This is a genomic window from Kitasatospora sp. NPDC048286 (assembly GCF_043201735.1).
Classification (GTDB): domain Bacteria; phylum Actinomycetota; class Actinomycetes; order Streptomycetales; family Streptomycetaceae; genus Kitasatospora.
The window spans coordinates 657,843-673,571 of sequence record NZ_JBICZE010000003.1 but is presented as its reverse complement, the minus strand read 5'-3'; the positions used below and the strand labels follow the sequence as shown (position 1 = coordinate 673,571).

The 15,729-nt window shown below is 72.7% G+C and carries 14 protein-coding genes; 6 read left to right on the top strand and 8 right to left on the bottom strand.

Translation table 11 applies throughout. The features are described from left to right. Nucleotides 1-80: 80 nt before the first annotated feature. The 3 genes from ACGF13_RS10240 to ACGF13_RS10230 form a co-directional block, all read right to left on the bottom strand. The gene (locus ACGF13_RS10240) at nucleotides 81-1,319 is read right to left on the bottom strand and encodes a globin domain-containing protein (protein WP_392871384.1); all 1,239 of its coding nucleotides are present in this window, start codon (nucleotides 1,317-1,319) and stop codon (nucleotides 81-83) included. A 244-nt stretch (nucleotides 1,320-1,563) separates the two neighbouring features. Then, nucleotides 1,564-2,094: a DUF6114 domain-containing protein gene (locus ACGF13_RS10235; protein WP_392871381.1), complete on the bottom strand. Its 531-nt coding sequence runs from the start codon at nucleotides 2,092-2,094 to the stop codon at nucleotides 1,564-1,566. 2 nt (nucleotides 2,095-2,096) lie between these two features. Further along, the gene (locus tag ACGF13_RS10230) at nucleotides 2,097-2,753 is read right to left on the bottom strand and encodes a DUF6230 family protein (protein WP_392871378.1); all 657 of its coding nucleotides are present in this window, start codon (nucleotides 2,751-2,753) and stop codon (nucleotides 2,097-2,099) included. Between the two features lie 360 nt (nucleotides 2,754-3,113). Here ACGF13_RS10230 and ACGF13_RS10225 point away from each other — a divergent pair, with 360 nt between their 5' ends. Next, nucleotides 3,114-3,845, top strand: a complete 732-nt coding sequence (locus tag ACGF13_RS10225; RefSeq protein WP_392871375.1) for a hypothetical protein — start codon at nucleotides 3,114-3,116, stop codon at nucleotides 3,843-3,845. Next, on the top strand, nucleotides 3,826-4,272 hold the full coding sequence (locus tag ACGF13_RS10220) for an RNA-guided endonuclease TnpB family protein (protein ID WP_392871678.1): 447 nt from the start codon (nucleotides 3,826-3,828) through the stop codon (nucleotides 4,270-4,272). Before ACGF13_RS10225 ends, ACGF13_RS10220 begins: the two co-directional genes overlap by 20 nt. 72 nt (nucleotides 4,273-4,344) lie before the next feature. Here the strand turns inward: ACGF13_RS10220 and ACGF13_RS10215 are convergent, their stop codons facing one another. Then, nucleotides 4,345-5,088 (bottom strand): TetR/AcrR family transcriptional regulator, encoded by a 744-nt coding sequence (locus ACGF13_RS10215; protein WP_392871372.1) that lies wholly within the window; start codon nucleotides 5,086-5,088, stop codon nucleotides 4,345-4,347. A 613-nt stretch (nucleotides 5,089-5,701) separates the two neighbouring features. Between ACGF13_RS10215 and ACGF13_RS10210 the strand changes: the two genes are divergently transcribed. From ACGF13_RS10210 to ACGF13_RS10200, 3 genes are all read left to right on the top strand, one after another. Next, a complete protein-coding gene (locus ACGF13_RS10210) occupies nucleotides 5,702-6,370 on the top strand; it encodes a Tat pathway signal sequence domain protein (RefSeq protein ID WP_392871369.1) in 669 nt (222 codons plus the stop codon). 177 nt (nucleotides 6,371-6,547) lie between these two features. Continuing rightward, a complete protein-coding gene (locus tag ACGF13_RS10205; protein ID WP_392871367.1) occupies nucleotides 6,548-7,420 on the top strand; it encodes an AAA family ATPase in 873 nt (290 codons plus the stop codon). Continuing rightward, a complete protein-coding gene (locus ACGF13_RS10200; protein ID WP_392871364.1) occupies nucleotides 7,417-8,844 on the top strand; it encodes a VWA domain-containing protein in 1,428 nt (475 codons plus the stop codon). Before ACGF13_RS10205 ends, ACGF13_RS10200 begins: the two co-directional genes overlap by 4 nt. Before the next feature lie 77 nt (nucleotides 8,845-8,921). Here the strand turns inward: ACGF13_RS10200 and ACGF13_RS10195 are convergent, their stop codons facing one another. The 3 genes from ACGF13_RS10195 to ACGF13_RS10185 all read right to left on the bottom strand — a co-directional run bounded on the left by ACGF13_RS10195 (nucleotide 8,922) and on the right by ACGF13_RS10185 (nucleotide 14,599). Next, nucleotides 8,922-9,890 (bottom strand): alpha/beta fold hydrolase, encoded by a 969-nt coding sequence (locus ACGF13_RS10195; RefSeq protein WP_392871361.1) that lies wholly within the window; start codon nucleotides 9,888-9,890, stop codon nucleotides 8,922-8,924. Between the two features lie 158 nt (nucleotides 9,891-10,048). Beyond that, nucleotides 10,049-13,549 carry a S8 family serine peptidase gene (locus ACGF13_RS10190; protein WP_392871358.1) on the bottom strand — a complete coding sequence of 1,167 codons (3,501 nt, stop codon included), beginning with the start codon at nucleotides 13,547-13,549 and terminating at the stop codon, nucleotides 10,049-10,051. Between the two features lie 198 nt (nucleotides 13,550-13,747). Beyond that, nucleotides 13,748-14,599 carry a siderophore-interacting protein gene (locus ACGF13_RS10185; protein ID WP_392871355.1) on the bottom strand — a complete coding sequence of 284 codons (852 nt, stop codon included), beginning with the start codon at nucleotides 14,597-14,599 and terminating at the stop codon, nucleotides 13,748-13,750. Nucleotides 14,600-14,680: 81 nt separating this feature from the next. Between ACGF13_RS10185 and ACGF13_RS10180 the strand changes: the two genes are divergently transcribed. After that, a complete protein-coding gene (locus tag ACGF13_RS10180) occupies nucleotides 14,681-15,511 on the top strand; it encodes a TetR/AcrR family transcriptional regulator (RefSeq protein ID WP_392871352.1) in 831 nt (276 codons plus the stop codon). On the opposite strand, the gene ACGF13_RS10175 is transcribed toward ACGF13_RS10180, so the two are convergent. Further along, on the bottom strand, nucleotides 15,508-15,705 hold the full coding sequence (locus tag ACGF13_RS10175; protein WP_392871349.1) for a hypothetical protein: 198 nt from the start codon (nucleotides 15,703-15,705) through the stop codon (nucleotides 15,508-15,510). The genes ACGF13_RS10180 and ACGF13_RS10175 overlap by 4 nt on opposite strands. Nucleotides 15,706-15,729 lie beyond the last annotated feature (24 nt).

The window sequence follows — 15,729 nt, the reverse complement described above, 5'->3', positions numbered from 1 at the left end:
GGCACCGACACCGGCGCAGGCACTGACACCGCCACCGCCACCGCCACCGGCGCCGAACCCAATACGGCGCCGACCGGTCCTCAGCGGAAGAGCGCCTGGTCGAACCGCACCTGCGTCGACGGCAGCCCGACTTCCGCCAGCCGGGTGCGGACGGAGCCGACCATGCCCACAGGCCCGGTGACGCAGGCCAGGTGCTCGCGCCAGTCGCCGGCCGCCGCGACGGCGTCGGCGAGTTCGCCGACGGTGACCGGGGTGACGGTCAACCACGGCTTGTGCAGTCCGAGTTCGGACAGCGCCTGCCAGTCGTAGAGGTCGCCGCGGTCCCGGGCGCCGACGAACAGGTGGACCCGTCGGCCGGTCGGCCGCTGGGTGGTCTGCTGCTCGACGATCGCCTTCATCGGGGCGAGGCCGGTGCCTCCCGCGACCAGCAGCAGGTCGCGGGGGTCGCCGTCGGGCAGCAGGCTGCCGCGCGGCGGGCCGAGGCGCAGCCGGTCGCCGATGGCGGTGTGGTCGACCAGGGCGGCGCTGACCCCGCCGAGGCCGGTGCGGCGGACGTGGAACTCCAGCTCGTTGTCGGACCGCGGGGCGCAGCCCATCGAGTACTGCCGCCAAGTGTGCGGCAGCGCCGGGTGCTCGACGGTGCCGTACTGCCCGGCCTGGTACGGGTAGGGCTCGCCGGTGCGCACCCGCAGCACGGCGAGGTCGGGGCGGCGGCGCTCGTACCCGGTCACCACGGCGTGCCAGTACGGCGGTTCGGTGAGCGCGGAGTCGGCGCCGGCCACCATCGCGCCGACGGCGAAGCGCAGCATCCGCACCCAGGCGCCCTCCAGGTCCTCGGTCCAGCGCTCGCCGGCCCGGTGCCGGACGGCCGCGCACAGGGCCTCCTCGAAGGCCTCGTAGTGCACCGGCCGGACGCCCAGCTTCCGGTGGTCGCGGCCGAGTTGACGCAGCGTCTGCTCCAGCTCCGCCGGGCGGTCGAGGTGGTCGATCAGGTGGTGGAAGATCCGTTCCAGGTGGAGCTGCTGGAACTCCATCGAGGCGGGGAAGAGCGGTCGCAGGTAGGGGCGGTGGCTGAACATCACCGCGTAGAGGTGGTCGATCAGGTCCGAGAGCGGGGAGATCAGGTCGAGGTCGCGCCGGATCAGGTGCTGGTCGGCGGCGCCGTCGTAGCCGCCGTCCTCGCCGTAGGCGCCGTACCCGAATTCGCCGCCGCCCGAGGAGGACGGGGCGAGGAGTTGGCGTCGCAGGCGCATCGCGTGATGGCGGGCGATCAGGCGGTCGTACTCGGCGGTGGCGGTGGCGGCGGTGCCAGTGCTCATGCTGCTGCTGTTGTCCATGTCCTGTCCAGTCAACTGCCCGGCCGCCGAATGCGAGAAGGGCCGATCGCCCCGGAGAGACCCGGGACCTTCGGCCCATTGCGTCGGTGCGTGCGGTCCGGGATGGTTTTCGGCCACCCCGGACCACCCCGGACCGCTGCGGGCACAGCGACCGCAGCGGGCGCGCCGACGGTGAGGTGCCCCACGCCCTGGTGCTCTCCCACCACCAGGACCCGGGGCACCGCCGTCAGACCGCCGCCCGGCGCGCCTCCCGGCGCTCCAGCCGCCGCTGCCGGCCCTGGCGCAGCGGCTGCTCGGGCAGCCACCCGAAGGTGAGGCAGGCGCCGACCACCCCGAGCATCATCCCGACCACGAAGCCGCCCAGGTTGGACGTGACCCAGGTGGCCAGCGAGGCGAGCACGGCGAGGATGGAGTAGAACAGCCGCTGTGCCGGGTTGAACAGGATCAGCAGGCCGCACAGCACCATCACCGCGGGCACCAGGTACCCGGCCAGCCCCTCCATCCCGATGTGCAGGAGGACGGGCAGCGGGGCCTTCAGGGTGAACAGGATCTCGGCGCCGCCGAGCGTCACCAGCAGCCCGCCCCAGAACGGTCGCCGCCCCCGCCAGTCGTTCTTGACCGGGTGTGCGGCGGGCGCGGCGACGGGGGCCGCCACGGCCTGGGCGGGCGTGGCCGCCGTCCCCTCGGCGGCCACCCCCTCGGCCCGTGCCGCGGTGCCCTCGCCGGTGCCGGCCGGCTCCGGTACGGACTCCGTCATGGTCAGCAGCCCGTGGAGCTGAAGCTCAGCCGCAGGTTGGGCAGCTTGAACCCAACGGCGGTGCTCGCGTAGTTGTGCTGGTTCAGGTGGGTGAGCTTGACGGTGTCGGCCTGCTGGCCGAACACGCCGGGGCCGCCCTTGCCGATCGGACCGGCCTTGGTGTAGGTGCTGGCGTCGCCGCCGATCTCGATGTTGGTGAACTCCGCGTCGCCGGAGAGCAGGTCGGAGTCGGTGGTGAGGTTGCTGGCGGAGACGGGGGTGCCGCCGTCGCCCGCGTGGATCACCAGGTTGACGCCGCCGAGGTCGACGCTCTGGCAGAGGTTGGTGATCTCGGCCTTCTTGATCGCCGACACCGCGACCAGCACCTGGCCGCCGGTGGAGCCGGCGTTGGGGCTGTCGGGGATCATCGAGTCCAGCGCGCCGAACTGGGCGAAGCCCTCGCCCTCCAGCTTGTCGGCGGTGATGGTGAACGGCATGCCGGAGATGGAGAACTGGGCGGCGAGCACGCCCTGGGCGGTGAGCGCCATCAGGACGCCACCGGCCGCGATGGCCGGTACGGCCATCAGGGCGGTGCGCTTGAGGCGGACCCGGCCTCTTCTCGGCGCGCCCGGCGTCTGCGGGGCCTCGGCCGCCGTGGCGGCGTCCTCGGACATGGCCATGTGTGTGCTCCCTGTGGGTGGATGGGTGTGCAGGCACTTGGCACGTTGTCCTGGCGCGGACAGCGTTCTTCGGCGCGACCGGGCCGTCAACCCCTCGGCAGCGGGGTTCTTCCGGTCAGCACGCGGTAAGTAACTGGGAAGCTACTGCTCGGTATTGGCCGGGTCAATACGGGTGCACGAAGGATCTTCACCTGATTTCTGCCGAGGAAGCCCAGGGCTTCAGCCCTGAGTGGGGGTACCTCCCGCTTGCGGGGGCGAATCGGCTCCTTGGACCGGAGCCGCGAAGCGGCGGAGTCCTCTTCCATGTGTTCTGACCTTCCGATTTGATCGTTCGATTTTGGGTCAACTACCTTCCTGCGCATGAAGATCGTGGTCCGGGTGAAGCTGGAGCCGTCGCCGTACCAGGCGGACGCGCTCGCTGCGACACTGCGCACGTGCAACCGGGCCGCGAACCACATCTCGCAGGTGGCGTTCGCCAAGGGTGAGATCCGGCGCAACGGGTTGCAGCCGCTGGTGTACCGGTACGTCAAGGACGAATACGACCTCGGGGCGCAGGCCGCTGTGCGGTCGGTGAAGAAGGTCTGTGACGCCTACGCGGCGTTGACGGCGAACCTTCGGGCCGGCAACCTCGGCCCGAAGGGGAGCAAGCGTCGCAACAAGGCCGAGTCCAAGCCGATCAGATTCCGCGAGGACGCCGCCCAGCCGTTCGACGACCGGATGCTGTCGTGGAACACCGACACGAAGACCGTGAGCATCTGGACCACGGCGAGCCGGTTGAAGGGCATCGGATTTCGCTGCTCCCAGGACGCGCTCGCGATGCTGGCCGAGCATCGACGGGGCGAGTCCGACCTGGTGTTCCGTGACGGGACCTGGTATCTGTTCGCGACCTGCGACATTCCCGTGCAGCCCGTCGCGGAGCCCGTCGACTGGATCGGGATGGACCTCGGGATCGTCAACATCGCCACCACCAGCGACGGCCAGGTCATGGCCGGACGAGGCCTGAACCGCCACCGCGCCCGCATGGTGGCGCTGCGCGCCAAGCTCCAAGGGCACCAAGTCTGCCAAGCGGGTCCTGAAGCGGCAGCGCCGTAAGGAGTCGCGCCGGGCGACCGAGACCAACCACATCATCTCCAAGACCATCGTCACCACCGCTGAACGCACCTCGCGCGGGATCGCCCTGGAAGACCTCACGGGCATCCGCGAGAGGGTCAAGGCCAAGAAGGACCAGCGGTACCGCCTCCACTCCTGGGCGTTCGCCCAGCTCGGAGCGTTCGTGGAGTACAAGGCGCAGCGGGCGGGTGTGCCCCTGGTCCACGTGGACCCGCGTAACACCTCCCGGCAGTGCTCCGTCTGCTGGCACACCCACAGGCAGAACCGAGTGGACCAGGCCACGTTCGCGTGCCGCTCCTGCGGCGTGACCATGCATGCGGACATCAACGGCTCCCGCAACATCCGCCACCGTGCGGCTGATGCGTGGAAGCGGGGAGCAGTCAACGCCCCCACCAGCACTCTCACGTAGAGCGCTGGTCAGACGCGGACACCACGGACGGGGCGACCCGTCGGACACACGGTGAACTGCAAGCCTGGAACCTCAGTCCCGGGTCGTTGACCAATCCGCGACCCGCTTCGGCCAGTCCCGAACCCCCAGCCGCTCGGCCGCCTCCGCCGGGCCGAGGAACGGCGACAGGCAGAACATGGTCAACACCGGTAGGATCTCCATCAGTTGTTCGGTCCTTCCGGAGTCGATCCGCCGGTAGATGACGCTGTAGACGCCGCCCACCACGGCGTCCACCATCTCCCTGGACTCCACCCCGCCCGGGAGTTGGGGCACCTCGGCGAAGAACGTGCGGAACCTGGTGAGCAGTTGGGCCCGCTCCCAGCGGCCGGCCGGGCCCACGGCCTCGACCTCGATCACCGCCATCGTCGCGAACGCCGGTGTTCCCGCCAATAGTTGGAGCATCACCCCGAGGCTCTTGCGGATGCCGCGGCACCAGTCGGTTTCGGCCGCGTAGGCCTCCGCCATCCGGCGGATCACCACGCCCGTGCCGTACCGGTGCGCGGCCAGGAAGGCGTCCTCCTTGCCGCTGAACAGTTCGTAGAAGACCGGCCTGGTCACGCCCGCCGCACGGCAGATGTCGCTGATCGTGGCGTGCTGGTAGCCGCGTTCGGCCACGGTCCGCACCAGCCCGTCCAGCAGCCGTTCGCGCTGGGTCGCGGCGACCACGCCGGCGGGCAGTCGGCGCGGCCCTGGCTTGATCGAGCGGGCCGGATCGCGGCCGGTCCGGGCACCCGGCAGCAGGACCACGTCGGCTCCGCGGAGGTAGTTCCGATCCATCACCAACTCCTGTGTCCTGTATTGACATTGACGGAACACCGGGTTTACAACACTGACAGGTTTCCAACCGGTGGGCCAGCAGGCCACCACCGGACGGACCCTCCGGGGGCTCCGACGGCCCGGGCGAACGCCCAGGCCACGGGACCACGGCGGAGGCGGGGACGCGACGGTGGCAGCCGTCCACGTGCCCCACGGCACCGCACGTCCCCGACCGAACGGCGCAGTGCCGCTGGTGTCCACGCCGCCGCCCGTACGCACGTCAGCACCACCGCACCGCGGTTCCACCGCAAGGTCGCACCACCGCACCACCGCACCACCGCACCACCGCACCACCGCACTGTCGTACCACCGCACCGCCGTACGCGCCCACCCTCGCGTACGTCCGCACCGCCGTACCGCACGGACGGGCCCGTGGCGCCGGGCCCGCCCGCCCCTCGGCCTGTGCCGAAGCCCACCGGACGACGCCCGCGACTCCAGGCCTCCGAAGCGGCGTTCGGCACCGGCCGCCGGTACGAAGCCCCCGGTACGCCATGCACCTCCCCCGCCGTGCACACCACCACACCCGCACGCGGGGGTTCCCCCACCCGTCCACCGGACGGAGAGAGGCACCCTCATGCGCATCAGCCGCACCCTCGCCACCGCCGCACTCGCCTCGCTCGCCCTCACCGGCGCGGCCGTCGCCCCCGCCCAGGCCGCCGGCGCGGTCCTGACCACCGGCAGCCCGAGCGGCCCGGCCGTCGCCGTCGGCGACGTACTGACCGCCAACCTGGTCTCCGGCACCTACGCGACCTTCTACAACAGCGCCACCGGCACGACCGGCGTCAAGTGTGCCGCCTCCTCCTTCTCGGCGACCGTCACCTCCAACCCGGCCGCGCCGGGCAGCGCCGTCGAGCGGCTCGACACCCAGACCTTCGGGTCCTGCACCTCCAACGTCATCGGCGTCACCGGCGTCAAGAGCATCAGCGTCACCAACCTGCCGTTCACCAACACGGTCAGCGACGCGCCCGGCAACCCGGTCAAGCTCACCCCCGGCGCGGCCGGCGTGATGGGCACCACGGTGGTGCTCAACACCATCCTGGGCAGCATCAGCTGCAACTACCAGAACAGCACCGGGATCAACGGCACCACCTCGAACACCGGCAACACCATCGGCTTCTCCGGCCAGCCGTTCGCCCTGGTCTCCGGCCCGAGCCTGTGCTTCTCGACCGGCTTCTTCAGCGCCACCTACGGCCAGGTCATCGACATCACCGCCCCCGGCCAGCCGGTCCTCTTCGTCAACTGACACCGGGGGCCCCCGGCCCGTCGTGACGACGGCGGCGTACGGCACCCTCACCGGAGCCGTACGCCACCGCACCGCCTTGCCCTGCCCAGTCCCCGAGACAGCGAACCCGAGACAGCGAAGTGACCGGCCGGTAGGGTGGCGCCGCACGGAGACGGCGAACCGGAACGGGGCAGACGGATGAGCGACAACGGCACGGGCTTCTTCACCTCGGTGGCGGACGCCGCCGAACAGCTGGCCGCCACCGGCTACCTGGCCTCCACCTCCGTGGCCACCACCGTGTTCCTCGCCGACCGGCTCGGCAAGCCGCTGCTGGTCGAGGGCCCGGCCGGGGTCGGCAAGACCGAACTCGCCAAGGCCGTCGCCGAGATCGGCCACGCCCGGCTGGTCCGGCTCCAGTGCTACGAGGGCATCGACGAGGCCCGCGCGCTCTACGAGTGGAACCACGCCAAGCAGCTGCTGCGGATCACCGCCGGCCGCGACGAGGGCTGGCAGGACGCCCGCACCGACATCTTCGGCGAGGAGTTCCTGCTCACCCGCCCGCTGCTCACCGCGATCCGCGGCGAGGAACCGACCGTGCTGCTGATCGACGAGATGGACAAGGCCGACGTCGAGGTGGAGGCGCTGCTGCTGGAGGTGCTCAGCGACTTCCAGGTCACCGTCCCCGAGCTCGGCACCATCACCGCGAGCCGCCGCCCCTTCGTCCTGCTCACCTCGAACGCCACCCGCGAGCTCTCCGAGGCGCTGCGCCGCCGCTGCCTCTTCCTCCACCTCGACTACCCCGAGGCCGAGTTGGAGCGACAGATCGTCCGGCTCAAGGTGCCCGGGCTGGACGAGACGCTGGCCGAGTCGCTGGTCCGGGTGGTCGGCGCGCTGCGCGCGATGGAGCTGCGCAAGGCGCCGTCCGTCGCCGAGACCATCGACTGGGCCCGCACCCTGCTGGCCCTCGGCGCCGACACCCTGGACGACGCCGTCGTACGGGACACCCTCGGGGTGATCCTCAAGCACCAGGACGACGTCCGCAAGGCCACCCAGAAGCTCACCCTCGCGTGACGACGCCGCCCCCGGAAGCCGACACCGCCGCCCGCCTCACCGGCCTGGTCCGCGCCCTGCGCGGCCACGGCCTGCCGATCGGCCCGGCCGAGACGGTGGACGCCGCCGCCGTCCTGGACGTCCTCGGCTTCACCGACCGCGAGCCGATGCGGGCCGGCCTGGCCGCCGCCCTGCTGCGCTCGCAGAGCCAGCGGGCGGTCTTCGACGCCACCTTCGACCTTTTCTTCCCGCTCGGCGTCGGCACCCCGGAGGCCGTGCGGGCCGACCCGCCGCCGATCCCCGACGACCCGGAGCCGCCGCGCTTCGGCCGCCCCGACCCGCTGCGCGATCAGCTGCGCGACCGGCTCGCCGCCGCGCTGGCCGCCGACGACCGCGCCGCCCAGGCCCGGCTGGCCGGCGAGGTGCTGGAGGCCTTCGGCCGGTACGGCGTCGGCAGCTCGCCCGGCTCCGACGGCTGGTCCGCCCAGCAGGCGCTCAGCCGACTCGCCCCCGACACCCTGCTCGCCCGCGTCCTCGCCGCCCTGCGCGAGGGGCAGAACACCCGGGACCTCTCCGACCGGGTGCTCGCCGACGAGATCCGCCGCCGCATCCGGGACTTCCGCGCCATGGCCGCCGGCGAGGCCCGCCGCCGGGTCGCCGAGCTGCGCGGCCCCGAGCGGATCGCCGAACGCGCCGTCGCCCCGACCACCGACCTGGTCGACTTCCTCTACGCCGGCCGCACCCAGCTCGCCGAACTGCGCCGCACCGTCCACCCCCTGGCCCGCAAGCTGGCCACCCGGCTGGCCGCCCGGCGCCGCCGCGCCGCCCGCGGCGAGATCGACCTGCGCCGCACCCTGCGCCGTTCGCTGACCACCGGCGGGGTGCCGCTGCGCCCCGCGTACCGGCTGCGCCGCCCGGCCCGGCCGGAGCTGGTGCTGCTGTGCGACGTCTCCGGTTCGGTGGCGGGCTTCGCCGACTTCACCATGCTGCTGGTGCAGGCGATGAGCGAACAGTTCAGCAAGGTCCGGGTGTTCGCCTTCGTCAACCGCACCGCGGAGGTCACCGGACTGCTGCGCGGCGGCGACGACCCGGCGCGGCTGGCCGCCCGGATCCTCGCCGAGGCCAAGGTGACGGGCTACCACGGCAACAGCGACTACGGCGCCGCGCTCGGGGAGTTCGCCGAGCGGCACCTGGACGCCGTCGGCCCGCGCACCTGCGTGCTGGTCCTCGGCGACGCCAGGAACAACCAGCGCGACCCCAACCTGGACGCGCTGCGCCGGATCGCCGGCCGGGCCCGCCGGGTGTTCTGGCTCAACCCGGAGCAGCCCTCGCTCTGGCCGACCGGCGACTCCGCCGCGCTCGCCTACGCGGGCGTGGTGGAGATGCACTCCTGCCGCAACGCCCGCCGCCTCGGCGAGCTGATCGCCCGCCTGCTGCCGGTCTGACGCACCGGCCGCGGCCCTCCGTCCCCGGACGGCCGCGGCCGACGACTGCGGACGACCGCGGCCGGCACCCGGCCCGACTACTTGTCCAGGTGCGCCAGGAAGTCCAGCAGCGCCTCGGTCACCTCGGCCGGGCGCTCCTGCTGCGTCCAGTGCCCGGTGTCCGGCAGCCGGACGTGGCCGTGCAGCCTGGGCAGCCGGCCCAACAGGTGGTCCAGCACCGGGCGCGGGACCAGCGCGTTGACCAGGTCCTGCTCGCCCACCACGAACAGCGCGGGCACCTCGACCGTCACCCCGCTGAAGGCGGCCAGGAGTTCGGCGCTGCGGTCGAGGTTGCGGTACCAGTTGAGGCCGCCGGTGAAGGCGCGCTCGCCGTGGGCGGCGTAGTCGGCCGTGAAGACGTCCAGGTCCGCGTCGGTGAGCCAGTCGGGCAGCCGCTCCGGTTCCGGGACGGTGTCCAGCAGCTTCCCGCCCTCGGGAACGATCCACGGCCGCGGCACGCCGTCCGGCTGCTTGCCGCAGAGGATGCGCCGCAGGCTGGACTTGACGTCCGCGGCCAGCTCGGCGTCGGCCTTGCCGGGCTCCTGGAAGTAGACCTGGTAGAAGCCCTCGCCGAAGGCCTCCCGGGCGGCCTCGAGCGGCGGCGGCCCGCCCACCGGCAGCGGCGGCACGCTCAGTCCGGCCACCCCGCGCACCAGGTCCGGCCGCAGCGCCGCGGTGGTCCAGGCCACCGGCGCGCCCCAGTCGTGGCCGACCACGACGGCCCGCTCCTCGCCCAGCGCTCCGATCAGCGCGGTCACGTCGCCGACCAGGTGCAGCAGGGTGTAGGCGTCCACCTGCTCGGGCTGGGAGCTGCGGGCGTACCCGCGCTGGTCCGGCGCGACGACCCGGTACCCGGCCTCGGCGAGCGGCCCGAACTGGTGCCGCCAGGAGTACCAGCTCTCCGGGAAGCCGTGCAGCAGCAGGACCAGCGGCCCCTCGCCCTGCTCCGCGTAGTGCAGCCGTACGCCGTTGACCTCGACCTCGCCGTGCTTGATCGCGTCGTTCAACTCCCGCTCCCTGGTCGGTCGGTCGGGCCGCAACGGCCCCTGCCCGGCCCAACGAGCGGCGGCACCCGAAGGTTTCCGCGGAACGCGGCCCACCGGAAGCGGCCGAGGCCGCCCCGGAACCCCGGGACGGCCTCGGCCTCAGGCGAATTGACGTTTCGTCAGTTCACGGTGTAGCTGTAGGGGATCGCCGCGAGCACCGAACCGGTGGTGTTCAGGACGTTGTTGGCGGTGGCCACGCCGGTCGGGCCGGACACCAGGTACAGCACGCCCTTGACGGTGCTGCCCTTCGGGCCGGTCGGGGTCAGCGTCACCTGGAGCGAACCGGTGGCGCCGGGGGCGACGGTCACCGGGGTGGCGGCCGCGGCCGCGGCGTTCACCGAGGCGGCGTACGGGTCACCGGTGCTGGAGGTCAGCGCCGGGTCGAAGGCCTGGGTGTGCGCGGTGGCCGTGATGGTGGAGGTGCCGGCCGGCGCGGAGCCGCTGCCGAACGGGCCGATCTGCTGGACGAAGGTGCCCCAGGTGCCGGGGACGACCGGCTGCTCGGGGGTGCCGTTGTCGGTCACCACCGAGACGGTCGAGCCGTCCTGGGCCTTCTTCAGGTCGCCGAACAGGTCCGGCGAGCCGGTGGTGGCGCTGAGCTCGATCTGCGCCGGCGTCGAGGACGCCGCCACGGCCTTGAGCCGGTCGGTGCCCGGGGGCACCAGGAAGGACGGCACGGCGGAGCTGAGGCTCAGCGGCAGGCTGACGGTCGCCGAGGAGCCCTGCGGCACCAGCGGCACGTCCACCCGGCGGTCCAGTCGGCCGTCGGCCGCGATCCGCTGGGTCGCGACGGTGTTGTTGGTGTAGTTCACCTGGACGGTGACCGGCTTGCCGGCCGCCAGCCCGGTGCGCGGGTCGTTCGGCAGACCGGCCGCGGTGGCCTGGTTCTGGTTGAACGCGACGGTGCCGGTGAAGTCCTGGGCGAGCTCCTGGCCGCTGACCGGGCCGAGCACGTTCAGGACGAACCGCCAGCGGCCGGCGGCCGGGTTGACGGCGGTGGCCGAGACGCCGTTGCCGGTACCGGCCAGGTTGCCCTGGGCGTCGAACTGCCCGTTGCCCTCGATGTCGACCGGGGTGCCGTTCGGGCTGATCAGCGCGCCCTGCATGAGCAGCTTCGGGTCCTTGGCGACGGTCAGGCCGACCCGCAGGTCCCGCTGGCCCTTCGGGACGTCGAAGGCGTACGAGAAGCTCTGCGTCGGCGAGGAGCTGCGGCCGTTGCCACCGGTGATGGTGCCGGTGAACGTGCCCTTGCCCTGGTTGACCGGCACCAGGCTGCGCAGCACGACCGGGACGCTGGTGGTGTTCCCGTTGGAGCCGGAGACCAGGACGGCCTCGCTGGAGTCGCCGCTGGTGGCCGGGGTGGTGAGCTGGACCTTGAGGGTCTTGGTCTGGCCCGGCTTCAGGTCGGTGGTGTTCGGGCTCACGGCGCCGGCCGGCACCGCGCGCTGGGTGGCGGTGCCGAGCTGGACGGCGCCGCTGTAGCCGGCCTTGCCGGCCGGGGTGTAGAGGATCGCGGTCCACTCGCCGGCCACCGGGTGCGGGACGTCCACCAGGCCGAAGTTCGCCGGGGTGGCGCCGCCCTGCGGACGGGTGTTGGTCTCGAAGCGGCCCGAGGGGTCGAGCAGCGTCATGCGGACCACCGGGCCGTTGGTGACCGGGGTGGGGGCGCCCTGCCAGGCGATCGAGGCCGCGAGGCGGTCGGCGCCGGCCGGGACGGTGAACTTGACCTGCTTCTGCACCCAGTCCGAGCCGTTGGTCGCGTACTTGAAGGTGTCCTTCGAGGACGGGTCCAGCTGGACGGTCTGCCGGTCGCCCGACTGCGGGACGAAGCTGCGGGTCGCGGCGCTCACCGTCTGGGTGCTGTCACCGGTGTTGGTGACGGTCACGTCGGCGGTGTGGGTCGAGCCGGGGGCGCCGGCGATGTCGACCTGGCCGGTGTCGACCACGACGGTCCTGGCGCCGTCGGTGCCGTCCCCGTCGTCGTAGCCGCGGGCGGCCTCGACGGCGGCGCGGACGTTCAGCAGACCGGCGCCCTGCTCCTCGGCCGGCACACCGAGGTCGGTGGCGGTGCCGGTGAGGAACTTCTTCACCAGCGCCGGGGACGGCGAGTCGCCGCCGTGGGTGTCGCGGTAGGCCTGGATGACCAGGGCCGCGGCGCCGGTGACGAACGGGGCCGACTGGCTGGTGCCGCCGAACGGCTGGATCGGCGAGGGCTGGCCGTTGTAGCCGGTGCAGTCGGTGTACTTGCTGGTGTCGGGCGTGCACAGCGCCCAGTCCGACTCGCCGGGCGCGACCAGGTCGACGGTCCGGCCGGCCTGGGTGAAGCCGCCCGAGGAGAGCGCGGAGATGCGGTTGTCGCTCCAGGTCCCGTTGGAGAACTTGGAGGCCGCGTAACCGGTCTGCTGGTAGTTCTGGTTGTCGGTGGAGGCGCCGACCGCGATCACGTACGGGTCGGTGGCCGGGGTGCCGATGGTGCCGCTGATCCCGGCGTCACCGCTGGAGACGGCGACGGTGACACCGGCCTTGACGGCCTGCTCGTTGAAGAGCGAGATGGTGTCGTGCGCGCCGCTGTCCGGCGTGACGTTGCCGCCGAAGGACTCGTTCAGCACGTCGACGTGGGCGACCCGCACCGCGTAGTCGATCGACTGCAGGATCGAGGAGTTGGACATCATCTCGCCGCCGGCCTTCAGCGCGACCAGGTCGGCGTCCGGGGCGAGGCCGCGGATGCGGATGTTGCAGCCGGCCGGCAGCGGGTGCGAGGAGTTGACGAACTTGGAGACGTCGTAGACCTGGCGGCCCTGGGCGATGACCGCCGAGGCGTCGCCGAAGGCCTCGGCCGCGCCGGTCGGCGCATCCCAGCCGTCGCCCGCGAAGTCCTGGTAGTCGACCACGGCGTGCGAGCCGTCGGCCCGGATGAAGTCCGGGTTGTTCGGGTCGAGGCCGTCCGCGATGTAGGCGACCTTGACGCCCTTGCCGGTGGCCAGGTCCTCCACGCCGGGCTTGCCGTTGCCGGTGACGGCCCGGGTGGAGTACAGGCCCTCGGGCTCCAGCAGCGGCTTGCCCGGGTCGGAGGGGCAGACCGTGTTGGTCGCGTTCTCCTCGGCGCCCTGACCGTTGCTGCCCGTAACGGCCTGCGCAGCGGCGTCGGCCTTGGGGGCCTTGGCGCCGGCACCGGCGGCGGTGTCCTTGGCCGCCTTCGCCTTGGCGGCGGCCGGCGGGGCGACCTGGACCTGGGTGTCCGCCACCACGGAGGAGACGGCCGGGTCCGCCTGGAGCTGGGCGCGCAGGGCGGGGCTGACCGTGGCCGAGAAGGCGTTGCCGACCACGAAGCTCTTGATGTCGGTGCCGCCGCCCGCCTTGACCTTGTTCAGCAGCGGCGCCTGCGCGGAGGCGGTCTTCTGCTGCCGGGCACCCAGGTGGCCGTGGTCGGCCGGGGCGTCCGCGACCTGGTCCTTCAGGATCACGATCACCGGCGCCGGAGCCCCGTCCGCGGACGCCGCCCGGGCGTTCTGCGGGTCGGGGGCCGGGGCCGCGCTCGCGATGGTCCCGAGGCTCAGGACCATGGACGCGGCGGTGACCGTGACGGCGGCTGCTAGCTGGGTTTTGCGCCAGCCGATCATATAAATCCTCTCGTCAGATGGGTAGTCGAATGGATAGCTGACGCATTCCAACGCACCTGAGAGGATCACGACAAGGGGGTAAATCCCCATCAGAAAGTAAAGTTGACCATCAATCAGTAAAATTCAGGGAGGAAATCGGGCCGAATCCACATCTTTCAGCCGATCGGCCCCGAGCGGATCCGGCCCCGTTCCCCCTGGTCAGTACCCGGCCGCCCGCTCCTGAGCGTCCGCCAGGTCCTCGGCGGTCGGCGCGTCGTCCTGGGTCAGTCGGTGGCGCCAGTAGCCGGTGAAGTCGATGTTCTCCTTCGGCACCCCCTCCCGCTCGACCAGGTGCCGCCGGATCGCCCGGACCGCCCCCGCCTCCCCGGCCAGCCAGACGAAGGGCTCGCCGGCCGGCAGCACGCCGCTCGGGAACGCCTCGGCCAGCACGGCGCCCGGAGCCGCCCCGTCGCGGTACAGCCACACCACCTCCAGCTCGGCGCGGCTCGCCAGCTCCTGACGCTCCGCCCGGTCGGCGACCTCGATCCACGCGTACGCCCGCACCCCCTCGGGCAGCGCCCCGACCAGCGTCGCGAGCGCCGGCAGCGCGGTCTCGTCCCCGGCCAGCAGCACCCAGTCGGCGGCGGCCGCAGTCTCGGCGAACGGCACCGGCGGGGCGTACAGCGCGGAGGGGCCGACCATCCCGAGCCGGTCCCCCGGCGCGGCGCGCAGCGCCCAGGCGGCGGCCGGGCCGGTGTCACCGTGCAGCACGAAGTCGATCTCGACCAGCCGGGTGCCGGGGCGGCGGCCGCGCAGGGTGAAGCTGCGCAGCAGCGGGCGCTGCTCCTCGGGGATCGCCAGGTAGGCCCGGTACCAGTCCATCGGGTCGTCCTGCCGGGCGGGCAGCAGCGGCTCGCGCTGCCCGGGGCGCGGGAAGCAGAGCTTGAGCTGCTGGTCGGGGACGGTGCCGACGGTGTCGGACAGCTCCTCGGCGGCGAAGGTGATCCGGGCGGTGCGGGGCGTGATCCGGCGGACCTCGACGACCTCGACGAAGGTGACGGGCAATGTCATCGCGAAACCCCTTCGATTGGTAACCTTACGGCATAAAGAGTTGCCGTCGCGACGATACTTTACGCCATAAGGAGATGCCGGATGACCGTCTACGCCGGGCAGGGCGACGCCCACCGCTCACTCGCCCTGCTCTGGGGCGCACCCGAGGAACCGCGCGCCGGGCGCAGCGGCCCCAAGCCCGGCCTGAGCGTGGACGCGATCGTGTCCGCCGGAATCGCGGTCGCCGACGCCGAGGGCATGGCCGCGCTCTCGATGCGCGCCGTGGCCGAGCGGCTCGGCCGGACCGCGATGGCGCTCTACACCTACGTGCCCGGCAAGGCCGAACTCCTGGACCTGATGCACGACCGGGCGCTCGCCGAAATCCCCACCGGGCAGCGGGCGTCGGACAGTTGGCGGGATGCCGTCACCGCCTGGGCCGAGGAACTGTACGCCTGCTACCTGCGCCACCCCTGGGTGCTCCAGGTCTCGCAGGCCCGCCCGGTCCTCGGCCCGGCCGAACTGGCCGCGATGGAGTCGCTGTTGGGCGCGCTGCGACCGGCCGGGCTGTCGCCGCTGCGGCTGCGCGGGGCGGTCGCCGCGCTCTGGCAGTTCGTCCGCGGCCTGGCCGCCACCACCGCCGACGCGCGCGGCGCGGCGGCCGCGACCGGGGTCGCCGACGAGGAGTGGTGGGCCGGCCGCTCCGCCCGACTCGCCGAGCTGGCACCGGACTTCGCGGAACGCTTCCCGCTGCTCGTGGCCCTGCAGAGCACGGGCGGCGGCGCCCCGCAGGACAGCCACCGGGAGGCCTTCCGCAGCGGGCTCGCCGTGCTCCTCGACGGCATCGCGGTGCGGCAGCCGTCGGCGGGGGAACCGTCGGTGGGGGAACCGTCGGCGCGGCAGCCGTCGGCGGAGGACCCTTCGGAGACCGCCTAACCCCGCCGGGCGGCGGGGATCGCCAGCAGGACGCCGAGCGCCACCAGGACGGCGTACCCGGCGGTCTCGTGGCCCTCCGGCACCAGGAACCGGACGAAACCGAACAGCCGGAAGCCGGCGACCCAGCCGGACACCAGGCCGGAGGCGCCGCCGACGATCAACACGAAACCGAGGTAGCCGAGCAGGGTCTTCATGCTCCCGAGCCTAGGAAGCCGCTC